The sequence below is a fragment of the Enterococcus salsurae genome (genome assembly GCF_054784955.1).
This window is the reverse complement of sequence record NZ_BAAHWY010000001.1, coordinates 462,637-488,278: the sequence shown is the minus strand read 5'-3', so window position 1 is coordinate 488,278 and position 25,642 is coordinate 462,637. Positions and strand designations below refer to the sequence as shown.

General features: G+C 42.9%; 23 protein-coding genes. 20 read left to right on the top strand and 3 right to left on the bottom strand.

Annotated features, from left to right (window positions below; translation table 11 throughout):
* Positions 1–15: 15 nt before the first annotated feature.
* The 12 genes from ACYVRS_RS02400 to ACYVRS_RS02345 all read left to right on the top strand — a co-directional run bounded on the left by ACYVRS_RS02400 (position 16) and on the right by ACYVRS_RS02345 (position 12,644).
* Positions 16–1,077, top strand: a complete 1,062-nt coding sequence (locus ACYVRS_RS02400) for a D-alanine--D-alanine ligase (RefSeq protein WP_312541609.1) — start codon at positions 16–18, stop codon at positions 1,075–1,077.
* Between the two features lie 81 nt (positions 1,078–1,158).
* Complete coding sequence (locus tag ACYVRS_RS02395) at positions 1,159–2,508, top strand: UDP-N-acetylmuramoyl-tripeptide--D-alanyl-D-alanine ligase (protein ID WP_461198011.1); 1,350 nt, start codon at positions 1,159–1,161, stop codon at positions 2,506–2,508.
* Between the two features lie 285 nt (positions 2,509–2,793).
* Positions 2,794–4,338: a degradosome RNA helicase CshA gene (gene cshA / locus ACYVRS_RS02390; protein ID WP_313537595.1), complete on the top strand. Its 1,545-nt coding sequence runs from the start codon at positions 2,794–2,796 to the stop codon at positions 4,336–4,338.
* A gap of 231 nt (positions 4,339–4,569) precedes the next feature.
* Positions 4,570–4,935, top strand: coding sequence for a holo-ACP synthase (gene acpS, locus ACYVRS_RS02385; RefSeq protein WP_054115147.1), 366 nt, complete (start codon positions 4,570–4,572; stop codon positions 4,933–4,935).
* Positions 4,936–4,998: 63 nt separating this feature from the next.
* On the top strand, positions 4,999–6,120 hold the full coding sequence (gene alr / locus ACYVRS_RS02380) for an alanine racemase (RefSeq protein ID WP_313537591.1): 1,122 nt from the start codon (positions 4,999–5,001) through the stop codon (positions 6,118–6,120).
* Between the two features lie 9 nt (positions 6,121–6,129).
* Positions 6,130–6,501 (top strand): type II toxin-antitoxin system PemK/MazF family toxin, encoded by a 372-nt coding sequence (locus ACYVRS_RS02375; RefSeq protein WP_054115145.1) that lies wholly within the window; start codon positions 6,130–6,132, stop codon positions 6,499–6,501.
* 11 nt (positions 6,502–6,512) lie between these two features.
* A complete protein-coding gene (locus tag ACYVRS_RS02370) occupies positions 6,513–6,815 on the top strand; it encodes a hypothetical protein (protein ID WP_313537586.1) in 303 nt (100 codons plus the stop codon).
* A gap of 204 nt (positions 6,816–7,019) precedes the next feature.
* On the top strand, positions 7,020–8,084 hold the full coding sequence (rlmN, locus tag ACYVRS_RS02365; RefSeq protein WP_313537615.1) for a dual-specificity RNA methyltransferase RlmN: 1,065 nt from the start codon (positions 7,020–7,022) through the stop codon (positions 8,082–8,084).
* A 246-nt stretch (positions 8,085–8,330) separates the two neighbouring features.
* Positions 8,331–9,014, top strand: coding sequence for a DUF969 domain-containing protein (locus tag ACYVRS_RS02360; protein WP_461198012.1), 684 nt, complete (start codon positions 8,331–8,333; stop codon positions 9,012–9,014).
* The gene (locus ACYVRS_RS02355) at positions 9,015–9,935 is read left to right on the top strand and encodes a DUF979 domain-containing protein (protein ID WP_313537580.1); all 921 of its coding nucleotides are present in this window, start codon (positions 9,015–9,017) and stop codon (positions 9,933–9,935) included.
* Between the two features lie 32 nt (positions 9,936–9,967).
* On the top strand, positions 9,968–10,615 hold the full coding sequence (gene pcp, locus ACYVRS_RS02350) for a pyroglutamyl-peptidase I (RefSeq protein WP_313537578.1): 648 nt from the start codon (positions 9,968–9,970) through the stop codon (positions 10,613–10,615).
* Between the two features lie 367 nt (positions 10,616–10,982).
* On the top strand, positions 10,983–12,644 hold the full coding sequence (locus ACYVRS_RS02345; RefSeq protein ID WP_313537576.1) for a peptide ABC transporter substrate-binding protein: 1,662 nt from the start codon (positions 10,983–10,985) through the stop codon (positions 12,642–12,644).
* Between the two features lie 98 nt (positions 12,645–12,742).
* Here ACYVRS_RS02345 and ACYVRS_RS02340 read toward each other — a convergent pair whose 3' ends face one another.
* Positions 12,743–13,078, bottom strand: coding sequence for a DUF3899 domain-containing protein (locus ACYVRS_RS02340; RefSeq protein ID WP_313537612.1), 336 nt, complete (start codon positions 13,076–13,078; stop codon positions 12,743–12,745).
* A gap of 90 nt (positions 13,079–13,168) precedes the next feature.
* On the opposite strand from ACYVRS_RS02340, the gene opp3b reads away from it, so the two are divergent.
* Genes opp3b through ACYVRS_RS02315 form a run of 5 tightly spaced genes read left to right on the top strand, consistent with a single transcriptional unit; the run spans position 13,169 to position 18,190 of the window.
* Positions 13,169–14,110 (top strand): oligopeptide ABC transporter permease, encoded by a 942-nt coding sequence (gene opp3b / locus ACYVRS_RS02335; protein ID WP_054115140.1) that lies wholly within the window; start codon positions 13,169–13,171, stop codon positions 14,108–14,110.
* Positions 14,110–15,153, top strand: coding sequence for an ABC transporter permease (locus ACYVRS_RS02330; protein ID WP_313537574.1), 1,044 nt, complete (start codon positions 14,110–14,112; stop codon positions 15,151–15,153). Before opp3b ends, ACYVRS_RS02330 begins: the two co-directional genes overlap by 1 nt.
* On the top strand, positions 15,153–16,205 hold the full coding sequence (locus ACYVRS_RS02325; protein ID WP_313537609.1) for an ABC transporter ATP-binding protein: 1,053 nt from the start codon (positions 15,153–15,155) through the stop codon (positions 16,203–16,205). Before ACYVRS_RS02330 ends, ACYVRS_RS02325 begins: the two co-directional genes overlap by 1 nt.
* A 13-nt stretch (positions 16,206–16,218) precedes the next feature.
* Positions 16,219–17,166: an ABC transporter ATP-binding protein gene (locus ACYVRS_RS02320; RefSeq protein ID WP_313537571.1), complete on the top strand. Its 948-nt coding sequence runs from the start codon at positions 16,219–16,221 to the stop codon at positions 17,164–17,166.
* A 28-nt stretch (positions 17,167–17,194) separates the two neighbouring features.
* The gene (locus ACYVRS_RS02315; RefSeq protein WP_082348598.1) at positions 17,195–18,190 is read left to right on the top strand and encodes an RNA-guided endonuclease TnpB family protein; all 996 of its coding nucleotides are present in this window, start codon (positions 17,195–17,197) and stop codon (positions 18,188–18,190) included.
* A gap of 140 nt (positions 18,191–18,330) precedes the next feature.
* Here the strand turns inward: ACYVRS_RS02315 and ACYVRS_RS02310 are convergent, their stop codons facing one another.
* Together ACYVRS_RS02310 and ACYVRS_RS02305 are read right to left on the bottom strand one after the other, a co-directional pair.
* The gene (locus tag ACYVRS_RS02310) at positions 18,331–19,161 is read right to left on the bottom strand and encodes an NUDIX domain-containing protein (RefSeq protein ID WP_313537567.1); all 831 of its coding nucleotides are present in this window, start codon (positions 19,159–19,161) and stop codon (positions 18,331–18,333) included.
* A gap of 52 nt (positions 19,162–19,213) precedes the next feature.
* Positions 19,214–19,486 carry a hypothetical protein gene (locus tag ACYVRS_RS02305; protein ID WP_461198013.1) on the bottom strand — a complete coding sequence of 91 codons (273 nt, stop codon included), beginning with the start codon at positions 19,484–19,486 and terminating at the stop codon, positions 19,214–19,216.
* 180 nt (positions 19,487–19,666) lie between these two features.
* On the opposite strand from ACYVRS_RS02305, the gene metG reads away from it, so the two are divergent.
* From metG to ACYVRS_RS02290, 3 genes are all read left to right on the top strand, one after another.
* Positions 19,667–21,673 (top strand): methionine--tRNA ligase, encoded by a 2,007-nt coding sequence (gene metG / locus ACYVRS_RS02300; protein ID WP_313537561.1) that lies wholly within the window; start codon positions 19,667–19,669, stop codon positions 21,671–21,673.
* A gap of 250 nt (positions 21,674–21,923) precedes the next feature.
* Positions 21,924–24,602, top strand: a complete 2,679-nt coding sequence (locus ACYVRS_RS02295) for a cation-translocating P-type ATPase (RefSeq protein ID WP_461198014.1) — start codon at positions 21,924–21,926, stop codon at positions 24,600–24,602.
* Positions 24,603–24,773: 171 nt separating this feature from the next.
* On the top strand, positions 24,774–25,202 hold the full coding sequence (locus ACYVRS_RS02290; RefSeq protein WP_054115132.1) for a hypothetical protein: 429 nt from the start codon (positions 24,774–24,776) through the stop codon (positions 25,200–25,202).
* Positions 25,203–25,642 lie beyond the last annotated feature (440 nt).

Below are 25,642 nucleotides of genomic sequence, written 5' to 3'. Positions count from 1 at the left end.
CAGGAGGAATTTCTTTTGAAAATCATTTTATTATATGGGGGACGCAGTGCAGAACACGATGTATCGCTGCTATCCGCTTTTTCAGTAGTCAATGCTGTATATTATACTTACTACCAAGTGCAATTAGTAATGATCACGAAAGAGGGACAATGGCTCAAAGGGCCATTATTGACTGAAGCACCAACCTCTAAGGATGTATTGGCCTTGACAGATGACGCCCATAAAGGTGAAGTCATTCAACCAGGCGCCATTTATGAAGAAGAAGCAATCGTCTTTCCATTGTTGCATGGGCCGAATGGAGAAGACGGCACGATCCAAGGTTTCTTGGAAACGATTGGCATGCCTTACATTGGCGCAGGCGTACTGACAAGTGCTTGCGGCATGGATAAAATCATGACCAAATATATCTTGCAAGCTGCAGGGATACCCCAAGTACCCTATGTGCCTGTTCTTAAGAATGCCTGGAAAGAAAACCCTAAAAAAATCTTCGATCAATGTGAAGGCAGTTTGCTGTACCCAATGTTTGTGAAGCCTGCCAATATGGGATCAAGCGTAGGAATCTCCAAAGCAGAAAATCGCGAAGAATTGCAAAACGCTTTGCAAGAAGCCTATCGCTATGACACAAGAGCCATTGTTGAACAAGGAATCGAAGCCAGAGAAATCGAAGTGGCTGTTTTAGGCAACGAAGATGTACGTACCACGATGCCTGGTGAAATCGTCAAAGATGTTGCATTTTATGATTACAATTCAAAATACATCGATAACCGAATCGATATGCAGATCCCAGCACACATCCCTGAAGACACGCAGGCAAAAGCGCAGGAATTTGCCAAAAAAGCATACACGATGCTAGGCGGCAGTGGACTGAGTCGTTGTGACTTCTTTTTAACAAACAAAAACGAACTGTTCTTAAACGAATTGAACACGATGCCAGGTTTTACAGCGTTTAGTATGTATCCACTATTATGGGAAAAAACCGGCTTGCCATATGGCGATTTGATTGAAGAATTGATCCAATTAGGCATGAACCGTTTCAATCAACGCCGGGCATTTTTGACTGACGTCGAAGCTGAATAATGAAGAAGAAAGCCAGGCTCAACTCAAGGGAATACTTGAAGCGAACTTTGGCTTTCTTTTTTTAATAAAGGAGATAGATCCATGAATCTGACAATAGAAGAAGTAGCCGCTTTATTTGAACAAGAAAGCAATGACCAGAGAACAATCTCTTCCGTCGAGTTTGACAGTCGCCTAATCAAAGAAAATAGTTTGTTTGTTCCGATAGCAGGAACCAGAGATGGCCATGAATTTGCGCAACAAGCGAAGGACAATGGCGCAATCGCCACGCTTTGGAGCCATCCAACGATCCTGCCCCCTGAACATATCCAGGTTATCCATGTGGAGGATACGGTGGCTGCTTTTCAGCGATTGGCACGAGGCTATAAAGAAAAGATCAATCCCAAAATCATTGGTATCACAGGCAGCAATGGCAAAACAACAACAAAAGACATGGTAGATGCCGTAATGGCACAAAGCTATAAAACCTATAAGACCCAAGGCAACCATAACAATGAACTAGGGGTACCTTTGACGATCCTGCATGCGCCGGCAGATACGGAAGTCCTGATTTTAGAAATGGGTATGGACCACGCAGGGGAAATCGAAGTATTGTCATTATTGGCAGAACCAGATGCCGCCACGATCACCTTGATCGGTGAGGCCCATATCGAAAATCTAGGTTCACGGGAAGGAATCGCCAAAGCAAAAATGGAAATTGCTGCCGGACTGAAAAAAGATGGCTTTATGATGGTTCCAGCTGACGAACCATTATTAGCCCCTTATCTGCCTGAGCTAACGCAAACAATCAAAACCTTTGGCCTAGCAGCAGGTGATGTGCAAGGAACGATTTTAGCAGAAGCACAGCAAGAAACAACCTTTTCTGTTGAAGGCGTCAAATATACGATCCCCGTCATTGGCGGTTATAATGTCAAAAATGCCTTGATCGCTATTGGCATGGGCCGGTATTTTGCTGTGCCTGACGCAGCGATCCAAGCAGGTCTGGCAGGCTTTCAGTTAACAAAGAACCGCACCCAATGGCTGACAGCAGGAAACGGCGCTGCACTTTTGAGTGATGTGTACAATGCAAACCCTACAGCGATGGGCTTAGTGTTAGATAGTTTCAAAAAAATCCCACTTCAAGGCAGACGAATCGCCGTATTGGCAGATATGCTGGAATTAGGGCCAGACAGCGCTGAGATGCATGCAGGAATGGCGGCACATATCGATGATACTGTACAAATGGTCTTTTTGTACGGTCCAGAGATGAAAGCATTACAAAACCGTTTGACTGATCAGGGCTTTGCAGGGCAAATCTATCACTTTGACAAAGAAGAAAAGACGGGATTGATCAATGCCTTAATAAAAACTTTAAGTCCCGAAGATAGCGTTGTGCTCAAAGGCAGCAATGGAATGGGTCTAAATGAAGTAGTCGATGCCTTGATCGGAATGTAAAACAGAATTGAAATCTTGCTGAAACTTTCAATTTATGCTATACTTATCTAACGCCGAAAGATGAAGCACAGAATGATTACTGTAAAAAAAACATTGACGTTTTGAGATAAATGATGGCTGAAGCATATCTTTTTGTTTTAGCCTTTTATAATGCCTTCGAGAAGCGGTTTTTCGGTACCGAGAGAAAGATAAGAGTAATTGGACTGCTCTTGTGTTTCTGAAGAACTACCTACGCTTCAATGATAAAAACAGGCATCGAGATGATGACCAAATAGGAGGATCCATTTGAAATTTAAAGATCTAGAATTATCCAGCGAATTATTGACTTCTGTTGAGCGTGCCGGCTTTGAAGAAGCAACACCCATCCAAGAAGCAACGATTCCGTTAGCCCTAGCAGGCAGAGATGTGATTGGTCAAGCACAAACTGGTACTGGTAAAACCGCTGCTTTCGGTTTGCCAATGCTAGAAAAAATTGACACGACAAACCAACAATTACAAGGTTTAGTTATTGCGCCAACCCGTGAATTGGCTATCCAAACCCAAGAAGAATTGTATCGTTTAGGGAAAGACAAAAAAATCCGTGTCCAAGCAGTATACGGTGGGGCAGATATTGGTCGCCAAATCCGTCAATTAAAAGATCGTCCACATATCGTTGTTGGTACACCAGGACGTATGTTGGACCACATCAACCGCCACACCTTGAAATTAGGCACGGTTGAAACCCTTGTATTAGATGAAGCAGACGAAATGTTGAACATGGGCTTTTTGGAAGATATTGAAAAAATCATCAGCCAAGTGCCAGACGTTCGTCAAACATTACTATTTTCTGCAACGATGCCGCCAGCAATCAAAAATATTGGTGTCAAATTTATGAAAAATCCTGAGCACGTTCAAATCAAAGCCAAAGAAATGACGGCTGATTTGATCGATCAATATTATGTGCGCTCGAAAGACTTTGAAAAATTTGATGTGATGACGCGCTTGTTGGATGTTCAAACGCCTGAATTAACCATCGTCTTTGGCCGTACCAAACGTCGTGTTGACGAGTTGGCTCGTGGATTAGAAGCCCGTGGTTACAAAGCAGAAGGCATCCATGGGGATCTTTCTCAACAAAAACGGATGAGCGTCTTGCGTTCATTCAAGAGCGGTAACTTAGACATTTTAGTAGCAACAGATGTCGCTGCCCGCGGCTTGGATATCTCAGGTGTGACCCATGTCTACAACTACGATATCCCACAAGATCCTGAAAGCTATGTGCATCGGATCGGTCGTACCGGTCGTGCTGGTAAAGGCGGCATGTCCGTGACTTTCGTTACACCAAACGAAATGAGCTACTTGCATGTCATTGAAAACTTAACCAAAAAACGGATGACACCTCTTCGTCCGCCAACCGAAAAAGAAGCCTTCAAAGGTCAATTAGGTGCAGCATTAGAAGCGGTAGAAACCAAGATGGATGAAAATGGATTAGACAACTATTTGGCAGCTGCAGATGATTTGGTTGAACGCTACTCAGCGCAAGATTTAGCAGCCTTGTTGTTAAAAACATTGGCGAAAGATCCGACTGATCAAGTACCAGTTAAAATTACGCCAGAACGTCCACTTCCTCAAGGGAAAAAATCATTTGGCAACAAGAATGGTCGTCGCAGCAATAGCAATGGTGGCAACCGCAACCGTAAAGAAGGTGGCAGTCGCGGCAATGGCAGCTATAGCAAAGACGGCGGCGGCAGCAACAAAGCCCGCGGCAACTATGCAAAAGATGGTGCCAAACGCAACAACCGCCGCAGCAATGACAAAAAACGCGGTTTCGTGATTCGCAACAACCAAGACTAAGCTAAAAAAGCAGAGCCCTAAGTCAACGCCTCGGCAGATCTTAAGAAATATTCTTTAAGATCTGTCGATGTCCGTTCGTCTTAGGGCTTTTTTTTTTGATTTTTTTATAATCAAATCGTAAAGAAAATAGTTAGGCATGGTATTTCGCCGAATTTTTGGTAGAATGGTAACTAGTTGAAGGCGTTGTTGTTGGATAGACAGCAACTGTCGAGAATAGTTGGAGAGATAAAGATGATCAAAGGAATAGGCATCGATGCAGTGGAACTGCCTCGTATCAAGACGCTGATTGAGGAAAAGCCCCGCTTTATTGCACGAATTTTAACAGAAGCTGAAGTGGAATTGTTCGACAAGCTGCCGTTGAAACGGCAAGTCGAATTTCTGGCAGGAAGATATGCTTGTAAAGAAGCATTCTCTAAGGCGTGGGGCACAGGAATAGGTAAATTATCCTTTCATGATATCGAAATACTAACGAATGAGGTCGGTGCCCCGGTGGTCACCAAAGCGCCACATCCTCTAAGTATGATTTTTGTCAGTATCACCCATACCAATGATACAGCATTTGCACAAATTATTTTAGAAGTGCCCGCAATCAGTTGAAACAGCCTAAACAAGCACCAGCTGTTCAACTTCATGCACGTTGTAGGAAAGAAGGAATCAAACATGGTCGTTGCACGTCATAGACCCACCAAAGCGATTATCGATACCGCTGCTATTACAGAAAATATCCAAAATGAACGGAAACGGTTGGCCAATGATACGGCGCTTTTTGCTGTGGTCAAAGCCAATGGCTATGGTCACGGTGCTGTGGAAACAGCACAAGCAGCGATAGCAGGCGGCGCAGCAGGCTTCTGTGTGGCAACCATTGATGAGGGAATTGAATTGCGTGAAGCAGGCATTGCGGCCCCAATATTGTTGTTAGGTGTCGTAGCGGTCACAGATATTGCCTTGCTCGCAACCTATGATTTTTCATTTCCAGTTGCGAGTCAAGAATGGCTGTCAGATGCTGAACACTATCTATCAGACATGTCTTTGCCACGGCCTTTGCGGGCCCATATCAAGGTCGATACAGGCATGGGGCGGATTGGTTTTTTAGATGCCCAAGCTGTTGCACACGCAGCTAGCTGGTTAGATCAGCACCCTGCATTTGAATGGGAAGGCATTTTTACCCATTTTTCAACTGCCGACCAAGCAGACACTGTTTATTGGCAGCAGCAGCATCTTTTTTTTCAAGAAGTCTTAACAGCACTGCCGCATTTACCGACATATATCCATACAGGGAACAGTGCCACTGCATTATGGCATGAGCAAGCTGTGGGGAATATGATCCGCTATGGCATCGCAATGTATGGATTGAATCCGTCAGGACATGCATTGGAAGCACCGATCCCGTTAAAACCAGCGTTGTCGCTAGTTTCTACCTTGATTCAAGTGAAATTGCTTGAAAAAGGCGCTGGAATTGGCTATGGTGAAACATATATCACGCCACAACAAGAATGGATCGGTACCGTTCCAATCGGCTATGCGGATGGCTGGTTGCGCAAAATGCAAGGATTTTCCGTACTGGTTGAAGGGGTATATTGTGAAATCGTTGGGCGGGTCTGTATGGATCAATTGATGATCCGATTGCCTCAAGCATTTCCAGTTGGTACCACAGTTACCTTGATTGGTGAAAATAATGGGGAACGTATCACGATGCAAGATGTAGCGGATCAATTAGGGACGATCCATTACGAAGTTGCATGTACATTGTCAGCGCGGGTGCCGCGAGAATACAAAAGTTAGGGTGGTCCTATGGTAAAAAGAGGAGATATTTATTTTGCGGATCTATCACCAGTCGTCGGTTCAGAGCAAGGTGGCATTCGTCCAGTATTGGTCATTCAAAACGATTTGGGCAATCATTTCAGCCCAACCGTGATCATCGCTGCGATCACTGCCAAGATGGCCAAGCCGAAATTGCCAACGCATATTGGCATTTCCTCCGATTGTACCGGAATTGGCAAAGATTCGGTGATTTTAATGGAACAGATCCGAACCATCGACAAATGTCGGTTAAAAGAAAAAGTCTGTCATTTAGACGAAAAGATCATGGATGAAGTCAATGCGGCATTAATGGTCAGCATTGGGGTTGAAACGGCGTATACGCCATCAACGATCCAGGTGTGAGGCACGCAGCAATGATTGGATATATTTTTATAGGATTAGTTATATTATTATTGTTTTTATTTACTTATCAACACTTGCGCCATTTTTTGAGTGAATCAAAAAAGCAGCAAGAAAAGGTTATAAAAGGCTATTACTTGGTCAGTCATACATATGAAGAAAAAAGTACAAATCAGCAAAGTCACTACTATGGTGTTTTCCAACAAGGCGATCAAAGCTATACGCTGGAAATATCCTTATCGCTGTTTTTGCAATTACATCCGCCAATGCGGGGAGAACTGATTGCGCAAGATGGCAAAGTTCAGACATTCAGTTAAATATCTAATGAGAATCAACTACTTGTGTATGGTCGGTACAAGTAGTTTTTTTGTGAGAAAATAAGTCATTTTAAATGCAGGGCTTGTGTATATTTTCATCATTGATGCAAAGGAGATAAGACTTTGATAAATGCTTGCAGGATCGGTTGATTTTGTAAGATCTTTCAGTTATAGTATGTAGCGACTAGTTTGAAAAGAGGAAAAATTGTGAACCCATCTATTTACGGATCAACCAAAGAATCATTGTCTTTGTGGTTAAATGAACAAAATGAAAAGAAATTCCGGGCCAACCAAATTTGGGAATGGCTGTATGAAAAACGCGTCCAAGATTTTTCTGAGATGACGAATTTGCCCAAAACCCTAATTGAAAAACTGATCAACGCTTTCGTGATCAATCCACTGAAACAAATCGTCGTTCAAGAAGCCAGTGACGGCACGGTCAAATATCTGTTTCAGTTGCCAGACAATCATATGATCGAAACCGTCTTGATGCGTCAGGACTATGGGATGTCTGTTTGTGTAACGACACAAGTAGGCTGCAATATTGGCTGCACATTTTGTGCCAGCGGTTTGTTGAAAAAACAACGGGATCTGACTGCCGGTGAGATCGTGGCACAGATCATGCTCGTACAACATTATTTTGATGAACGTCAAGAAAATGAACGGGTGTCGCATGTGGTCGTCATGGGAATCGGTGAACCATTCGATAACTATGATCATGTGATGAGCTTCTTGCATATCATTAACGATCCCAAAGGACTTGCGATCGGCGCCCGCCATATCACAGTCTCCACCAGTGGACTGGCACATAAAATCCGAGAATTTGCCGAAAATGGCTTGCAAGTCAATTTAGCCATCTCATTGCATGCACCGAACAATGAAGTCCGGACGTCGATGATGCGGATCAACCGCAGCTTTCCTATCGAAAAATTGATGGCGGCAGTCGATTATTATTTGGAAAAAACCAATCGCCGTATCACTTTCGAATACATTATGCTAGATCATGTCAATGACCGGCCAGAACATGCCAGAGAGCTTGTGGCCTTGTTGAAGGACAAGAAGAAGCTGACCTACGTCAACTTGATCCCGTACAATCCTGTCAGCGAACATGATCAATACGCCCGCAGCAAAAAAGAAGATGTGGCTGCTTTTTATGATATTTTGAAAAAGAATGGCATCAACTGCGTGATCCGCAAAGAGCATGGTGCTGATATCGATGCCGCATGCGGCCAGTTGCGGAGTAAGCAAATGAAGAAAGCGACAGCTTAAATATATCCATTGGCGCGTATGCGCTCGAGAAACGATTGCACGATCGCTTCATTTCGTCATGACGGATAAAAATCATACATGCATAACTGATGCGTGTATGATTTTTTTGTCTACATACAACATATTTAATAACGATAAAAGAAACCGATTGAGTATGAGAATATTCTAAAAACAATGTTTTGTACTTGAAAAATGCATTATACTTAAGAATGGTTTTTACTATAAATAACTTAGTGGGAAGATTTTATGGAATGGATCAAACTAATTGGTATCTTAGTTATCCTGATTGGTTTTTTGCTGAAATTGGATACGATCGCTGTCGTAATCATTGCTGGTTTTGTGACATCGTTAGTGTCTGGGATCTCGGTCACAGATTTTTTGACGATGTTAGGAGAAGCCTTCGTTAACAACCGTTTGGTAACACTGTTCTTACTGACATTGCCAATGGTTGGTTTGTCTGAACGTTTCGGATTAAAACAACAGGCGGTGATTTTGATTGAAAAAATCAAAGGGTTGACGCCAGGCAAGTTTTTAAGTTTGTACTTATTTATTCGTGAGGTTGCAGGGTTCTTCTCAATCAGAATCCAGGGCCATACCCAATTTATTCGGCCGATCGTTAATCCAATGGCACAAGCTGCCGCAGAAAATAAATTTGGCGAGATCGACGAAAAGGACCAAGAGAAAATCAAAGCGCGCGCTGCTGCCAATGAAAACTTTGGGAACTTTTTTGCTCAAAACACGTTCGTGGCCGCTTCAGGTGTCTTGTTGATCGTAGGTACCTTGAAATCACTTGGCTATGAAGTTGCTGCAAGTGCCGTTTCTCAAGCCTCATTACCCATCGCATTGATTGTCCTAGTCATTACAACGGCTTCGAACCTTTTGTTCGATCGTAGTTTAGCCAAAAAATATGGCAAGAAGGAGGAAGAATAGATGGCAGATTCTATCAATACGATTTTAGAATTCTTCTATATTTTGATTGGCTTGTTGGCGATGATGACGGCAGTTCGTGTCTTTCGTGAAACAAGCCATCCAACACGTTTAGGTACGGCGGCATTTTGGCTGCTGCTAGGGGTGGTTTTTGCTTTCGGTAATTTTATCCCTTATATCATTGATGGGATTTTGATTGTCTTGATGGGCTGTTTGACGATGTTCAAACAAGTTCAAATTGGTAAGATCGTCGATGTAGATGAAGAGAAAGCTGAAACTTCAGCAAGAAAAATCGGCAGTCTGATTTTTGTTCCTTGTATTTCGTTGGCGGTGATTGCTGTCGCGATCTCTTATACGCCTTTAGGTGGCCAAGTAGGGATCGGGATCGCTTCTGTACTAGCACTGTTGATTGCTATTGCCATCACCGGAGCCAAACCTAAAACGGTGTTGGACGATTCAGACCGGATGTTGCGTCAAGTGGGTACGGCAGGTATTTTGCCTCAGTTATTGGCTGCTTTGGGGGTGATTTTCAATGCTGCCGGTGTTGGGGATGTCATTTCTCAAGGAATCTCAGGTGTTGTACCTGAAGGCAATCGTTTGGCAGGCGTTGTCGCGTACTGTTTGGGGATGATGATCTTCACCATGATCATGGGCAATGGCTTTGCCGCGTTCACAGTCATTACCGCCGGTATTGGTGTGCCTTTTGTGATTGCGCAAGGGGGTGACCCTGTTGTTGCTGGTGCGTTAGCGATGACCGCTGGCTTCTGCGGCACGTTGCTGACACCTATGGCTGCCAATTTCAATGCATTGCCAGTGGCGTTGCTAGAAATGAAAGATGCCAATGGGGTGATCAAAGCCCAAGCACCGATTGCTTTGCTGTTATTGGTGATCCATATCGCTTTGATGTACTTTTGGGCGTTTTAGTGATACAACGGAAATAGAGAGGATGAACATGAATGAAAATTTTGATTACCGGATTTGATCCATTTGGTGGCGAAGCCATCAATCCCGCATTAGAGGCAGTCAAGTTATTGCCCGATACGATCGGGGGTGCACAGATCATCAAAGCTGAAATTCCAACAGTCTTTGGCAAATCCGCTGCGATCGTAGCGGAAAAAATCGACGCGCATCAACCTGATGTGGTACTGAACATCGGTCAAGCAGGCGGTCGATTTGCCATCTCGCCTGAACGGGTCGCGATCAATGTAGACGATGCCCGTATCCCAGATAACGAAGGCAATCAACCAGTGGATGAAGTGATCCAAGCACAAGGACAGCCAGCTTATTTTACCCAGTTGCCAATCAAAGCAATGGTAGAAGCCATGAAAGCCGCTGGAATCCCAGCGGCTGTTTCCAACACGGCAGGCACGTTTGTTTGCAATCATATTATGTACCAAGTCCAATATATGATTGATACACAGTACCCAGCAATCAAAGGCGGATTTATCCATGTGCCGTTTATCCCACAACAAGTGGTAGACAAAGCAGGACACCCAGCCATGAGTTTGGCAGATATTGCTACAGGACTTGAAGCAGCTGTCTCAGCTATCGTAGAATTCTCAGACAAAGACGACTTGAAAGCAATCGGCGGCGCGATCCATTAAGCAAGATGATTTTGCAAAGGCACGGTATAAGCGAAGACTTATAGCGTGTTTTTGTTTTACCTAAAATAGGGGAGATGATTATCTGTAAAACAGAAAGGAAATCTAACGAAAATTCATTGAAAAATTTCATTCCCGTCTGTTTTTTAATTATTTTTTTTAATAATTACATATAAGCAAAAAGTTAAAAAAAGCTTTCACTAAGCGTTCAATGAGAATAGCGTAAGAAAATAAAAAGAATACTATCTTTAATGACTGTTTTTTATCAAAAAAAAGATTGCTTTTTTAATAATTATTAATTAAAATCTTATCTAACTTCAGAAATCGAAGGATTATTCTGAAAATTATTTCAATTAAGGGGTAGGACAGGATGAAAAATAAATGGGCATATGGTTTGGTTGCTGTGTGCGGCTTAGTATTAGCAGGCTGTACAACAGGCGGAACCGATAGTTCAGGCGACAACACTGCTTCAAGCGGTACAAGTGATGCAGAACAAGTATTTAATGTAGTGGTTTCTCAAGAAATGCCAAGTGCAGATTTATCTTTGGCAACAGACACGATCAGTTTCAGTGCATTGAACAATGTATATGAAGGCTTGTATCGTTTAGATGCGGACAGCACACCACAACCTGCTGGTGCTGCGGAAGCGGCTGAAGTCAGTGAGGATGGCTTGACTTACACAATCAAATTGCGTGAAGATGCGAAATGGTCAAATGGTGATCCTGTAACAGCTGCAGATTATGTCTATGGTTGGCAACGGACTGTGAAACCAGAAACAGCGTCTGAATATGCGTATTTGTATGCACCAGTTAAAAATGCTGAAGCCATTACAGCTGGCGATACTGATCCATCAGAATTAGGCATCAAAGCGGTGAGTGATTATGAATTAGAAATCACATTAGAAAAAGCAACACCATATTTTGACTACTTATTAGCATTCCCATCATTCTTCCCGCAAAATCAAAAAGTGGTGGAAGAAAATGGTGATCAGTACGCAGCAACAAGTGATAATGCAGTCTACAACGGACCATTTGTTTTAAGCGGTTTTGATGGTGCTGGTACGGATACAGAATGGGCGTACGAAAAGAACGACCAATATTGGGATAAAGACACAGTTAAATTACAAACGATCAACGTTAGTGTCGTGAAAGAATCAGCAACTGCTTTGAATCTATTCCAAGATGGCCAAGCAGATGATGTGATCTTGACTGGTGAATTGGCGCAACAAATGGCCAATGATGAAGCGTTTGTTTCTCAACCAGAAGCAACAACTTCTTATTTAGAATTGAACCAACGTGATGAAGATTCTCCTTTCCGCAATGAAAACTTGCGTAAAGCTATCTCATACGCAATCGACCGTGATGCCTTAGTGACATCGATTCTAGGTGATGGATCTATTGCATCATCAGGATTGGTTCCAGAAGGGATGACATTCAGCCCAACAGACAATACAGACTTCACTGAGGCTGCCGGCAGTGTACTTGAGTACAACGAAGACAAGGCCAAAGAATATTGGGAAAAAGCCAAAGAAGAGTTGGGGATTGATTCATTAGAATTTGATATCTTAGCTTCTGATACAGATTCAACGAAGAAAATCATTGAATACTTGCAAGATACGATCCAAAACACATTGGACGGCGTGACAGTTACCTTAAGCCCAGTGCCATTCTCTGTTCGTCTAGATCGCTCAAATGCGGGTGACTTTGATGCTGTTATGGGCGGTTGGGGTGCTGACTATGCGGATGCAAGCAGCTTTACTGACTTGTTCACAACAGGCAACTCTTACAACCGTGGTCAATGGAGCAACGAAGAGTACGATGCAGCTGTTGAAGCATCGAACACAACTGATGCCAATGATCCAGAACAACGCTGGGAAGATTTGGTCAATGCTGAGAAAATCATCATGAACGAACAAGGTGTCATTCCAGTATACCAAAAAGCTGAAGCACATTTACGTGCGACCAACGTCAAAGGTGTCGTTGTCCATGCAGCTGGCGCACAATATGACTACAAGTGGACATCAATCGAATAATCACGAGTAGTTGACTTGAAAGGCCGAAGAAAAGGCTGGGACAATTTCTTGTCTCAGCCTTCTTCTATTGGTAGATGTATGCGAGCAGAAATAAGCTATTAACTAGTAGCAATCAGTAAAAAGAGCATGGAGAGGATGAATAGAAAAAATCCGGGCCATACCCAAAAGGCATAGCTTTGCTTGCCAACTTGCGACATTTTCAGATAATCGGTTTTGTTTCTCGCAAAGGTTTTTTTCATGGAGTATTGAAAGTGGTCAAAGAAACCAGAAGCAAATACCCAGAGAAAACCGCCGATGATCAAGAAGAACATCGCCCATAAAAAGAGGGCATCTGAAAGAGTTGCGAAAGTCAATTCGTTTTTGAACGCCAACCAGCTAAGGGAAGCGGCAAAACACAAGAGGGTGATCCACCCGCTGCTTTTATTTATTTTTATTTTCATGATCTGGCTCCTTTTTAATGATTCGTACTATGTTAATTTACATAATTATTGAATAGAAGTCAAAATACTTAAGGGGGAAAACGCGTGAACGGCTTTTTGAAATATTTATTAAAACGAGTATTCTATATGGTACTTACCTTGTGGTTGATTGCCACCATCACATTTTTCTTGATGCAATTCTTGCCAGGAACACCATATACCAATGCAGAAAAATTGAGTCCAGAACAAATTGCTTTGCTGAATAAGCAAGCTGGCTTAGACAAGCCAATCATTGTCCAATACGGACTTTATCTGATGAATCTAGTGAAGGGTGACTTCGGGATCTCCTTCCAATTTAAAAATCAACCTGTAGCGAATTTATTGTCAGGACGAATTGGTCCATCCTTGCAATTGGGTGTCCAAGCAATCATTTTCGGCACGTTCTTTGGGATTATCTTAGGAACGATCTCAGCAATGAAACAAAATACATGGGTGGATACAACATCGACGTTGGTAGCCATCTTGGGTCGTTCGATCCCGAACTTTGTGTTCGCAGTGTTACTACAATACATTTTTGCAATCAAACTTGGTGTGTTGCCAATTGCAAAGTGGGAAACCTTCGCAAGTACCATTTTACCAACTGTCGCCCTGGCTATGTCGCCATTGGCAGATTCGGCCAGGTTCATTCGAACTGAGATGGTAGAAGTCTTGCACAGCGATTATGTAGAATTGGCTAGAGCCAAAGGGCTTAGCCGCTGGGAAATCGCCTTTAAACATGGGTTGCGGAACAGTTTGATTCCCTTATTGACCTTATTAGGACCATTAGCAGTTGGCTTAATGACAGGGTCATTGGTTGTTGAAAACATTTTTGCCATTCCTGGAATCGGGGAACAGTTCGTTAAATCAATCATGACCAATGACTATCCAACAATCATGGCAGTCACGATTTTGTATTCAGCTATGTTGGTCTTTGTGATTTTGATCGTAGATATTTTATACGGTATCGTTGATCCGCGGATCCGTGTATCAGAAGGGAGTCGTGGCTAATGGCAGAGAAGCCTTATACAGCAAATGAAGTAGCTGCGATTGATGCAGCAAAATTTCAACCATTACAAAAAAATACCAAAGAAGAACGAGAAGCGATTGCCACACCATCTTTGACCTTCTTCCAAGATTCTTGGCGTCGTTTGAAGAAAAACAAAGCAGCCGTCTTTTCTATTGTTTTACTGTTGATCATCATTGCGATCTCGATCATTACGATTTTCGTATCGCCTCATGATCCAACCGCTCAAAATGTAAAATTCACCAATTTGCCGCCCAAAATCCCAGGTATTAATATCAATGGGTTGAATGGTTACGCAATGGTAGGTGGAGAACTTGTTGATAAATACGCCGCTGCCAATGTCCCTGACGGCACCTATTACTTATTGGGAACAGATGGCTTAGGTCGTGACTTGTTGAGCCGATTGTTCGTGGGTACGCGTATCTCCTTATTGATTGCGTTTATCGCTGCGCTGTTGGATATCGTTTTCGGTGTGACCTATGGCTTGATCTCAGGCTTACTGGGTGGACGTGCAGATAATGTGATGCAGCGCTTCTTGGAAATCCTTTCAGGGATTCCCAACCTAGTGGTCATGATTTTGATGCTGGTCGTCTTTGAACCAGGGATTCCATCGATCGTGGCTGCCATGGCCATCACCAACTGGATTCCAATGGCACGGATCGTCCGAGCGCAAACGATGAAATTGAAAGACCAAGAATTTGTCTTAGCAGCAACGACTTTAGGTGAGAGTCGCTCCAAAATTGCCATGAAACATATCTTGCCGAATATCTCAAGCGTCATTATCGTTCAAATGATGTTTAGTATCCCCTCTGCGATTTTCTTCGAGGCCTTCCTGAGCTTCATTGGACTGGGCTTGAAACCACCTGCAGCTTCATTGGGGATGTTGTTGAGTGATGGGTACAAAACGTTCTTGTTCTTGCCTTACCAAATGTGGGTACCGGCTGTGACTTTATCTGTGATCATGATTGGTTTTAACTTGCTCGCAGATGGTTTACGAGATGCCTTTGATCCGAAAATGAAAGAGTGATTGCGATGAAAAAAGTCTTAGAAGTGAAAAATTTAGAGATCTCCTTTGATACCTTTGCCGGTAAAGTCAAAGCAATCCGCGATGTCAGTTTCGATTTGTATAAAGGCGAAACATTAGCGATCGTGGGAGAATCAGGGAGTGGCAAATCTGTGACGACACGCAGCATTATGGGACTATTAGCCAGCAATGCCAATGTCGACAATGGACAAATCTTGTTCAATGGTACCGATATTCTGACCAAAACTGAAAAAGAATTGCAAAAAATCCGCGGCAAAGAGATCGCGATGATTTTCCAAGATCCGATGACTTCTCTTGACCCAACAATGCCAATTGGCAAACAGGTGGCAGAGTCATTGATGAAACACAACAAAATCAGCAAAAAAGAAGGGCTGAAACAAGCCTTAGACTTGTTGAATCTGGTTGGCATACCAAATGCCGAAAAACGCTTAAAGAATTATCCCCATCAGTTCTCAGGTGGACAACGCCAACGGATCGTCATTGCGATCGCGTTGATCTGCTATCCGCAAATCTTGATTGCCGATGAACCTACAACTGCATTGGATGTAACGATCCAAGCACAAATCTTAGAGTTGCTAAAAGACATCCAAAAGAAAATCAATTCATCGATTGTCTTTATCACCCATGATCTAGGGGTCGTTGCCAACGTTGCAGACCGTGTAGCCGTGATGTATGGTGGGAAGATCGTTGAAGTAGGTACAGCAGAGGAAATCTTTTACAATCCTCAGCATCCTTATACATGGGGCTTGTTAGGATCAATGCCAACGTTGGAAGGGACCGGTGATCGCCTTTATGCGATTCCTGGATCACCACCAGATTTATTGGATCCGCCGACCGGCGATGCATTTTATCCGCGGAACGAATTTGCATTGCAAATCGATGCAGAAGAACAACCGCCATTCTTTGATGTATCACCGACCCATAAGGCCGCTACTTGGTTATTGGCACCCCAAGCACCGAAAGTAACGCCGCCTGACGAAATTTTGATTCGGTGGAAAAAATTCCAAAAAAAGAATAGCCAAACAACAGTCTAAGGAGGAGAAACGGTTGGAAAAAGTTTTACTTGAAGTAAATAATTTAAAGCAATATTTTAATGTTGGCCGCAAAGACGAAGTCAAAGCCGTAGATGACATCTCCTTTAAAATCTATGAAGGAGAAACCTTTGGACTAGTTGGCGAGTCAGGCAGTGGAAAATCCACTACTGGTCGGACAGTGATTCGGTTGAACAACCCGACCGGAGGGGAAGTACTCTTTGATGGACACGATGTAATGAAGATCAAAGGCAAAAAAGACTTGGCCGATTTTCGTCGTGAAGTGCAAATGGTTTTCCAAGATCCATATGCTTCCTTGAATCCGCGGATGAAAGTGCGGGACATCATTGCAGAAGGTATCGATATCAATGGTTTAGCCAAAAACGAAACAGAACGGAACCAGCGTGTAGACGATTTGTTGAAAACTGTTGGCTTGAATCCAAGTCATGGCACGCGCTATCCTCATGAATTTTCGGGGGGACAACGGCAACGGATCGGTATTGCCCGCGCATTGGCTGTTGACCCTAAATTTATCATTTGTGATGAACCCATCTCAGCGTTGGATGTATCGATCCAAGCACAGGTAGTCAACCTGCTGCAAGATTTGCAAGAACAACATAAACTTACGTATCTGTTCATTGCCCATGATTTATCAATGGTCAAACATATCAGTGACCGTATCGGCGTTATGCACAACGGGAAATTGTTGGAAGTCGGCACGAGTGATGAAATCTATCATTATGGTGTACATCCATATACAGAGAGTCTTTTATCAGCGATTCCATTACCAGATCCTGACCATGAACGTCAGCGGAAACGGATCAAATATGTCAGCGAACCTACAGATGATCAACCAAGACAAATGGAAGAGATCGCACCAGGTCATTTCGTTTACGCATCGAAAAAAGAGGTTGCACAGTATCAAGAAAAATTGGCACAAAAAAAGGGGCAAGTATTGGTTTAAAGGTATAGGGGGATAAGGTTAGGAGGAGATGAAACTGAGTGTTTTAAAAGCATACAAATTTCGGATCTATCCTAATGGACAGCAAAAACAATTCTTCATTGAAACGTTTGGTTGTGTAAGATTTACGTACAATCAATTATTGAAAGCAAAAATGGATGAATTGGCAAACAAGGAAGTAAAGTTAGGGTTAACACCAGCTAAATTGAAGAAAGACTATCCGTTTTTAAAAGAAACGGATAGTTTAGCATTAGCGAATGCACAACGGAATCTAGAACGGGCTTTTCGGAATTATTTCCAAAAACGGGCTGGCTTTCCAAAAATGAAAACCAAAAAAAGTGTGTGGCAATCATACACGACCAACAATCAGCAACATACGATCTATTTTGTCGACGATCAACTCAAGCTGCCGAAATTGAAATCATTGGTACCGGTGAAATTGCATCGGGAAATCAAAGGAACGATCAAATCAGCGACTATCTCAGCAAAAAACGGGACAGAATTTTATGTATCGATTTTATGTTTGGAAGAAGTTGAACCTCTGCCAAAACAACAACAGAATATTGCACTGATCTTTGATCCGCAAATACTGGTACAGGCCAACCATTCTTTGCCAGTAGCCTGTACGCATGCCTTGTCAACGCTGCAAAAATTAGTGAAGGCGGAAAATAAGTTAACGATCAAAGCCAAAGCGGTCAAACGCAAGAAGATCCTCTTGAACAATGCCCGCAATTATCAAAAGCAAAAAGGCAAAGTGGCCAAACTTTATCGGCTTCATGGCTGTCAAAAGCGGGAATATATTGATCAAATGAGTTACCACTTAGTTAAACAATACGACACGATTTTTATTGAAAAAATCAATGAAGATATGGATGTCGCTGGTAATTACAGTGTCAGCGATTGGCACCAATTTATTCGTAAAATGCAGTATAAAGCCAAATGGTATGGGAAAGAGCTGCATTTTGTTCCTTTATCGGCAACGGAAAACCAAAAAATGACAGAATTATTGTCACAGATGGGCTCTTGATGGTCAAAACTGGAAGGAACGCCAGGGTTCGCCTAGGGTATAGAAAAAGCCAATAGCGGCTTTTGTTTCTAGGAACCACGTTCACTAATTATGATTAGCCAGTAAAACCCTCCAAACACGCGTTTGGAGGGTTTTACACATTACATTTTATTGTCTAATACAGCATCATTCAAGCGGTAGATCTTTGATGGGCGGCCGATACCAACTGGCTTTTCGCCAACTTCGATCAAGTATTGCAGCATGGATTTTTTGAAGTTGGAATGGTCGATCAGTTTAAAGTCGATCCCTAAGAACTTGGCAAAGACTTTGCGGGCTTCTGTGATCGTAAAATCCCGACCTAAGACCAAAAGGACTTGCGGCTCATGTTCCATTTTGTTGGCAACGCGTTGGAAAGCTTTCAAAATAATGGCACTATGGTCGAAAGCCAGGGTGTCTTTCCCGATAGAATCCCCTGACTGCATGTCTAGGATAATCTCGATCTCACCACTGCTCAACAATAGTCGATGACCCTGGCGCTCTAAAGAAAACCAGCGGACTTGATTGGCATCATCCCCCGCACTCAAAGGTTCTTCCCCAATGAATGCTAGATAGCTGACAGTGATGACCCAACCTCGCGGATCGCGATTTGGGGTACTGAAGGTATGCAATTGTTCGATATTCTGCTTAGAGATCGTCACACCAATTTCTTCATTGGTTTCACGAATGACACTATCACCGGTGGATTCTTGGGGATTGACGAATCCGCCAGGCAGTGCCCAAGAATTGCGAAAAGGATGACCTTTTCGTTGGATCAAGGCAATTTTCAATTGTTCCTCTTCTTTGTTGTAGCACATTAAGACCATATCGACGGTTACGGAAGGTTTTTCATATTTTGGTTGATCTTGTTCTTGGTACCAAGCAAGAAAGTCAGCTTCTGAAGCTTCTTGTTCGTAATAATGTTTTTCTGCTGATTTAGAGATGAATTTTTCCATGGGTTTCTCCTGCATAGATTCATTTGTGGGCATGTTTTTTTATGACCTGTCTTTATTGAAACAAATACGGACAGACTAGATTGACAAAAAAGAGGGCGATATACAGCCAAGTTAATTTTTGCTGATCATGCAATGCACGGTAGCCGCAATAAGCGAACCAAGCCAGAAGCATGATGCGCAGTACAGTCACAATGGCAGCAAATGCCGATGCTTGGCCTTGGCCATTGAAGTAGGCATAAGCATACAGATAATAACTTGAACCAATCAGATGAATGACTGTCAGTAAGATAGACAGCCAAAAAAATCGTTTGTTAGATTTTGACATAAGCGTTCCTTTCAACAGGTGATTTATCTCTATTATAACAAATATCGACCCTGTTTTTCAAAGTGAGGAAATCGGCTGCTTAGACAGCTTCATTCCGAACAAAAAAAGAAAAAACTAGCTAAGAATTATGGTATACTACCTTAGTATACACTTTATTCGACAGAAGGAGGACACCTGTCCATGGCTGAAAAAGAAACATTTTATATCACGACGCCAATCTATTATCCAAGCGGTAAATTACATATCGGAAACTCATATACAACCATTGCCTGTGATGCAGTGGCGCGTTACAAACGCTTGATGGGCTTTGATGTGTTTTATTTGACCGGTGTCGATGAACACGGTCAAAAAATCGAGAAAAAAGCAGAAGAATTAGGCGTAGACCCTCAAGAATACGTAGATAAAATGGCAGCAGATGTCAAAAAGTTATGGAAAACACTGGATATCAGTTATGACAAGTTTATCCGTACCACGGATGATTATCATAAAAAATCCGTGCAAAAGATTTTCCAACAACTCCTTGATCAAGGGGATATCTATTTAGGCGAGTATGAGGGCTGGTATTCTGTATCAGACGAAGAATATTTTACGGAAACTCAATTAGCTGAAGTTTTCCGTGATGAAGCGGGTCATGTCATCGGCGGGAAAGCACCAAGCGGGCATGAAGTCGAGTTGGTCAAAGAATCATCTTATTTCTTCCGCATGAGCAAGTATGCCGATCGTTTGGTGCAATACTATGATGAACACCCAGAATTTATTCAACCTGAATCTCGCAAGAATGAAATGTTGAATAACTTTATCAAACCAGGGCTAGAAGATTTAGCTGTTTCTCGGACGACGTTCAAATGGGGCATTCCTGTCACTGCTAGTCCGGAACATGTGGTTTATGTATGGATCGATGCGTTGTCCAACTACATCACTGCTTTAGGCTATGGCACAGAAGATGATACGTTGTTCCAAAAATTTTGGCCTGCAGATGTCCACATGGTAGGGAAAGAAATCGTCCGTTTCCACACGATTTATTGGCCAATCATGCTAATGGCATTGGATTTGCCATTACCAAAGAAAATCTTTGGCCATGGCTGGTTGATGATGAAAGATGGCAAAATGTCGAAATCTAAAGGCAATGTCGTGTATCCAGAAATGCTGGTTGAGCGCTACAGCTTGGATGCATTACGCTATTATTTATTGCGGGCAGTACCTTTCGGCAGCGACGGTGTCTTCACGCCGGAAGATTTTGTTTCTCGCTTGAACTATGACCTAGCTAACGATCTAGGCAATTTGCTGAATCGAACAGTTGCGATGATCAATAAATACTGTGACGGTTTGGTACCAGACTATGCCTCTAAAGTGACACCTTTTGACAGTGAATTGTCCACAACAGCTGCCAATGTCGTGGGGCGTTACCATGAAGCGATGGAAAAAATGGAATTCAGTACGGCATTGTCTGAAGTATGGACACTGATTTCAAGAGCCAATAAATACATTGATGAAACGCAGCCTTGGGTCTTAGCCAAGGAAGATGAACGCAAAGCAGAATTGAACAGTGTGATGGTGCATTTAGCTGAAAGCTTGAGAATCGTTGCCATTTTGCTGCAACCAGTGATGACGGAAACACCGGGCAATATTTTCAGTCAATTAGGATTAGCTGTTGAAGCTATGGACTTGAAAGATTTGCGTTTTGGTGAATTCCCAAGCGGCACCAAAGTCGTTGCCAAAGGCACACCGATTTTCCCTCGTTTGGAGTTGGAAACAGAGATCGCCTATATTCAAAAGAAGATGGCTGAAGGTACGCAAGGACCAGAAGAAACGGTGAAATGGAATCCGGAAGAAACCAATGTGCAATCGGAAAAAGAAGAAATCAAATATGAAGATTTTGACAAAATCGAATTGAAGGTAGCAGAAGTCATTGATTGTCAAAAAGTCAAAGGTGCAGACAAATTATTGCAATTCCGTCTCGCTGCTGGCGATGATCAAGACCGCCAAATTTTATCAGGCGTGGCTGAGTTTTACCCAGACCCGCAAGTCTTGATTGGCAAGAAAGTCGTGATCGTTGCGAACCTGAAACCGCGAAAAATGCGCGGACAAGTCAGTCAAGGGATGATTTTGTCAGCAGAAGATACAGAAGGCCGCTTAGAAATCGTGGATGCGCCTAAAGGCATGCCAAATGGTGCCATCATCGCTTAAAACTTTTGATGGCTTATCCTAGCGCTTTGGATTGCAACGAAAGAAAACTTTTTGTATAATGAGTGTTATTGATATGATCATGAGGGAGTAACTGGCGGTTTTTCAATCCGTGGCAACATCACCATCCTGAAAGCAATTTCTGGTGTTGCCTTAAATAGTGAGACTTATGTATGTGTTCCAGTGCATACATAAGTCTATTTTTTTTCATTTCATGTACAATAAAGGAAGGTAATACAAGGGAGGAAATAGGATGTCGGAAGAAAATAAAAAAGAACAATTGGCGCAGGCTTTCTATGCGCAAGATACCGCAAGTGTGTTGCAAGAATTGCAATCAGATACCAATGGACTCACAAACGATGAGGCCAAGAAACGCTTGGCTGAATACGGCCCCAACGAACTTGAAGAAGGCAAGAAAAAATCAATGCTCCAAAAATTCTTTGAACAATTCAAAGACTTGATGATTATTGTCTTGTTGGCCGCAGCGATCATCTCAGCTGCCGTTTCGCATGAATTTGTTGATTCGATCATTATTTTAGCTGTTGTCATTATCAATGCGATCATGGGTGTCGTTCAAGAAGCCAAGGCTGAACAAGCGATCGAAGCATTGCGGGAAATGTCGACACCAAATGCCAATATTTTGCGTAATGGCCACACTGTGACGGTCAAAAGTGATGAGTTGGTTCCCGGCGATATCGTTTTATTAGAAGCTGGCGATGTCGTTCCCGCAGATTTACGTTTATTAGAAGCAAGTTCCCTAAAAATCGAAGAAGCTGCACTGACAGGTGAATCGGTCCCTGTTGAAAAAGAATTGACAGTGATCGAGGGCAACGATATCGGGATCGGTGATCGGGTCAATATGGCTTATTCAAACAGCAATGTGACCTATGGGCGAGGGAAAGGCGTTGTTGTCAATACAGGGATGGGCACTGAAGTAGGTAAGATTGCCGGCATGCTGGCCAGCGCCCAAGAAACGGAAACACCGCTCAAACGCAATTTGAATGAATTAGGCAAATTTTTAACGATTGCGATCATCGTGATTGCAGTGATCATGTTCTTTGTCGGCACGATCTTTAATCACACTTCATGGGTTGACATGTTGCTGACATCCATCTCATTAGCTGTGGCGGCGATTCCAGAAGGACTGCCTGCCATTGTAACGATCATTTTGGCATTAGGCACGCAAGTGATGGCCAAACGCAATGCGGTTATCCGCAAGTTGCCAGCTGTTGAAACATTAGGCGCGACAGATATTATTGCATCAGATAAAACGGGTACGCTAACATTGAATCAAATGACCGTTGAAAAATTGTATGTTAACAATCATCAACATGCTGCGACTGAAGACATTCCGTTGGACAACATGGCGTTGAAAGTCATGAACTTTGCCAATGACACCAAATTCGGTGAAGAAGGCAATTTGATTGGTGATCCAACTGAAACTGCCCTTGTGCAATTTGGGATGGATCAAGGGTTCCACGTCCGTGATTTGGTTGACCAAGAACCACGTGTGGCCGACCTGCCTTTTGATTCTGATCGAAAATTGATGAGTACGATCCATCAACAAGAAGATGGCCGCTATCTTGTAGCTGTCAAAGGTGCACCAGATGTGCTGCTAGGCCGCACGGCAAAAGTGTTATTGGATGGACAAGAAGTACCAATGGATGACCAGCAAAAACAAGCCATTTTGACCAATAATACCGATATGGCTAAACAAGCGTTGCGGGTGCTAGGTATGGCCTATAAATATGTTGCTGCCATACCAGAAAATCTCGAATCAGAAATCGTTGAAAATGATTTGGTCTTTGCCGGTTTAGTCGGCATGATCGATCCAGAACGGGCAGAAGCGGCGGACGCTGTCAAAGTCGCCAAAGAAGCCGGTATCCGGCCAATCATGATCACCGGGGACCACCGAGATACTGCAGAAGCGATCGCCGGTCGTCTAGGGATCATTACACCAGGTGACGACGATGCTGTATTGACTGGGGCTGAACTGAACAAAATGAGCGAAGCTGAATTCGCACAAAAAGTGACGCAGTATTCTGTTTATGCGCGGGTATCTCCGGAACATAAAGTACGAATCGTCAAAGCATGGCAGCAAGAAGGCAAAGTAGTTGCCATGACTGGGGATGGTGTCAATGATGCCCCAGCATTGAAACAAGCTGATATCGGTGTTGGTATGGGGATCACAGGGACAGAAGTATCTAAGGGCGCCTCTGATATGGTCCTAGCAGATGACAACTTTGCCACCATCGTAGTAGCTGTTGAAGAAGGCCGCAAAGTCTTCTCGAATATCCAAAAATCGATCCAATATTTATTGGCTGCCAACTTAGGGGAAGTCTTGACTTTATTCCTTGCCACGCTATGGGGATGGGATACGTTGCTGCCGATCCATTTACTTTGGATCAACTTAGTGACGGATACCTTCCCAGCCATCGCTTTAGGGATGGAACCTGCCGAAAAAGACTTGATGAAACATGCGCCCCGCGGTCGTAGTTCAAACTTCTTCTCCGGTGGTGTCATGAGTAGTATTATCTATCAAGGGATCTTAGAAGCAGCAACAGTGCTCTTTGTCTATTGGTCTGCCATCCAATGGCCGGTCCACACAAACTATACTGATATCCATGCAGATGCCTTAACGATGGCCTTTGCGACATTAGGCTTGATGCAATTGTTCCACGCATTTAATGTGAAATCTGTCTATCAATCATTGTTTACGGTGGGGCCTTTCAAGAACAAAGCCTTTAACTGGGCGATTGTATTGTCCTTTGCCTTGATGATGGTCATCATTGTAGTACCAGGATTGAATGACATTTTCCGTGTCGCTCATTTAGACCTATATCAATGGGGCATCGTGCTGGGTGCATCTTTTGCGATCATTCCGATCGTAGAGATCGTGAAGGCAGTGCAGCGCGCAATGGGGCGCAAATAAGCAGTCCCTTAGCGCCAATGATCATTCGATAAAGTGCTGTAAAAGCATTGAACCACCACTTCATAAACCAAGCAACGCGGTTTATGAAGTGGTGGTTTTTCTTCACCCTTTCTATTTCCCGCTAGAAACGGTAAAATAGATAGTATCAACAAAAGAAAGTAGGAATCTATTGTGCGACCAAATTTAGGCTATTATGTCCAAACGATCAATGATTTAGTGAAAGAAACCGAAACAATCGGGGAAAGTATGCATCCCAACTATGAAGAAATCCGTCAAGCAATCGACGAAAAAAAGACAGCTGACCTTTCCCAAGAACGTTTAGCAGAGATTGCTGAAACATTCAAAGAAGGCACAGACAAGTACCGAGTAATGCTGAAAAAAATCAGTCAATTACGACCACCAGCAAATGTGATGGGCATCCACAAAAAATTTGAACGGTCCTATATGAGTTACGTGGCAGGCTGTGATGAAATGATTCTCAGTATTGCTGATGGCGTAGACCAAGAAGCATTTGATGCTGCAGAACAAAAGCAAGACCAAGCGACAGATGATATTTCCTTTGCGATTCAACGGATGACCGCACTATTGTTAAAAAAATGATATATAAAAACGCTTAAACAAGAGTTATTTAATTTAACTGTTATTTTATTCACATGATTAAATGTTAAATCGGCGCTATAATAAAGCCACAACCAACAACCTTTTTATTTTTCATTTTACTCCTTTTGCCACCGGGACTAACCAACCTGGTGGTTTTTTGTATTCTTAAGTGTTTTTTTATATACTTTTAAATGCGTATTTAACGAATCTTTGTGAAAAAAGTGCTTTCGTTTTTTCTGCAACGTCCTATTGGCAGACGTTTCGGCGGAAGAAATGAAAAATGTTTGCTTTTGTTGAATCAGGCATGCTATACTGTTGGCAATTATAAACGAAGTGAGGGATCTTCCATTGAAAAAGTAACCAATTTGTTGAAAGCTGCATAAGACTGGAACCACCAAGGGGACAGTCTGCAGATTTTCAGAATTGGCAACTTTTTTCTG

Excerpts from the sequence above, each read along its gene's own strand:
- ACYVRS_RS02395 (WP_461198011.1), top strand. The coding sequence starts at position 1,159 with ATGAATCTGACAATAGAAGAAGTAGCCGCTTTATTTGAACAAGAAAGC.
- acpS (WP_054115147.1), top strand. The coding sequence starts at position 4,570 with ATGATCAAAGGAATAGGCATCGATGCAGTGGAACTGCCTCGTATCAAG.
- alr (WP_313537591.1), top strand. The coding sequence starts at position 4,999 with ATGGTCGTTGCACGTCATAGACCCACCAAAGCGATTATCGATACCGCT.
- ACYVRS_RS02375 (WP_054115145.1), top strand. The coding sequence starts at position 6,130 with ATGGTAAAAAGAGGAGATATTTATTTTGCGGATCTATCACCAGTCGTC.
- ACYVRS_RS02370 (WP_313537586.1), top strand. The coding sequence starts at position 6,513 with ATGATTGGATATATTTTTATAGGATTAGTTATATTATTATTGTTTTTA.
- ACYVRS_RS02360 (WP_461198012.1), top strand. The coding sequence starts at position 8,331 with ATGGAATGGATCAAACTAATTGGTATCTTAGTTATCCTGATTGGTTTT.
- ACYVRS_RS02355 (WP_313537580.1), top strand. The coding sequence starts at position 9,015 with ATGGCAGATTCTATCAATACGATTTTAGAATTCTTCTATATTTTGATT.
- pcp (WP_313537578.1), top strand. The coding sequence starts at position 9,968 with ATGAAAATTTTGATTACCGGATTTGATCCATTTGGTGGCGAAGCCATC.
- ACYVRS_RS02345 (WP_313537576.1), top strand. The coding sequence starts at position 10,983 with ATGAAAAATAAATGGGCATATGGTTTGGTTGCTGTGTGCGGCTTAGTA.
- ACYVRS_RS02330 (WP_313537574.1), top strand. The coding sequence starts at position 14,110 with ATGGCAGAGAAGCCTTATACAGCAAATGAAGTAGCTGCGATTGATGCA.
- ACYVRS_RS02315 (WP_082348598.1), top strand. The coding sequence starts at position 17,195 with ATGAAACTGAGTGTTTTAAAAGCATACAAATTTCGGATCTATCCTAAT.
- ACYVRS_RS02310 (WP_313537567.1), bottom strand. The coding sequence starts at position 19,161 with ATGGAAAAATTCATCTCTAAATCAGCAGAAAAACATTATTACGAACAA.
- ACYVRS_RS02305 (WP_461198013.1), bottom strand. The coding sequence starts at position 19,486 with ATGTCAAAATCTAACAAACGATTTTTTTGGCTGTCTATCTTACTGACA.
- metG (WP_313537561.1), top strand. The coding sequence starts at position 19,667 with ATGGCTGAAAAAGAAACATTTTATATCACGACGCCAATCTATTATCCA.
- ACYVRS_RS02295 (WP_461198014.1), top strand. The coding sequence starts at position 21,924 with ATGTCGGAAGAAAATAAAAAAGAACAATTGGCGCAGGCTTTCTATGCG.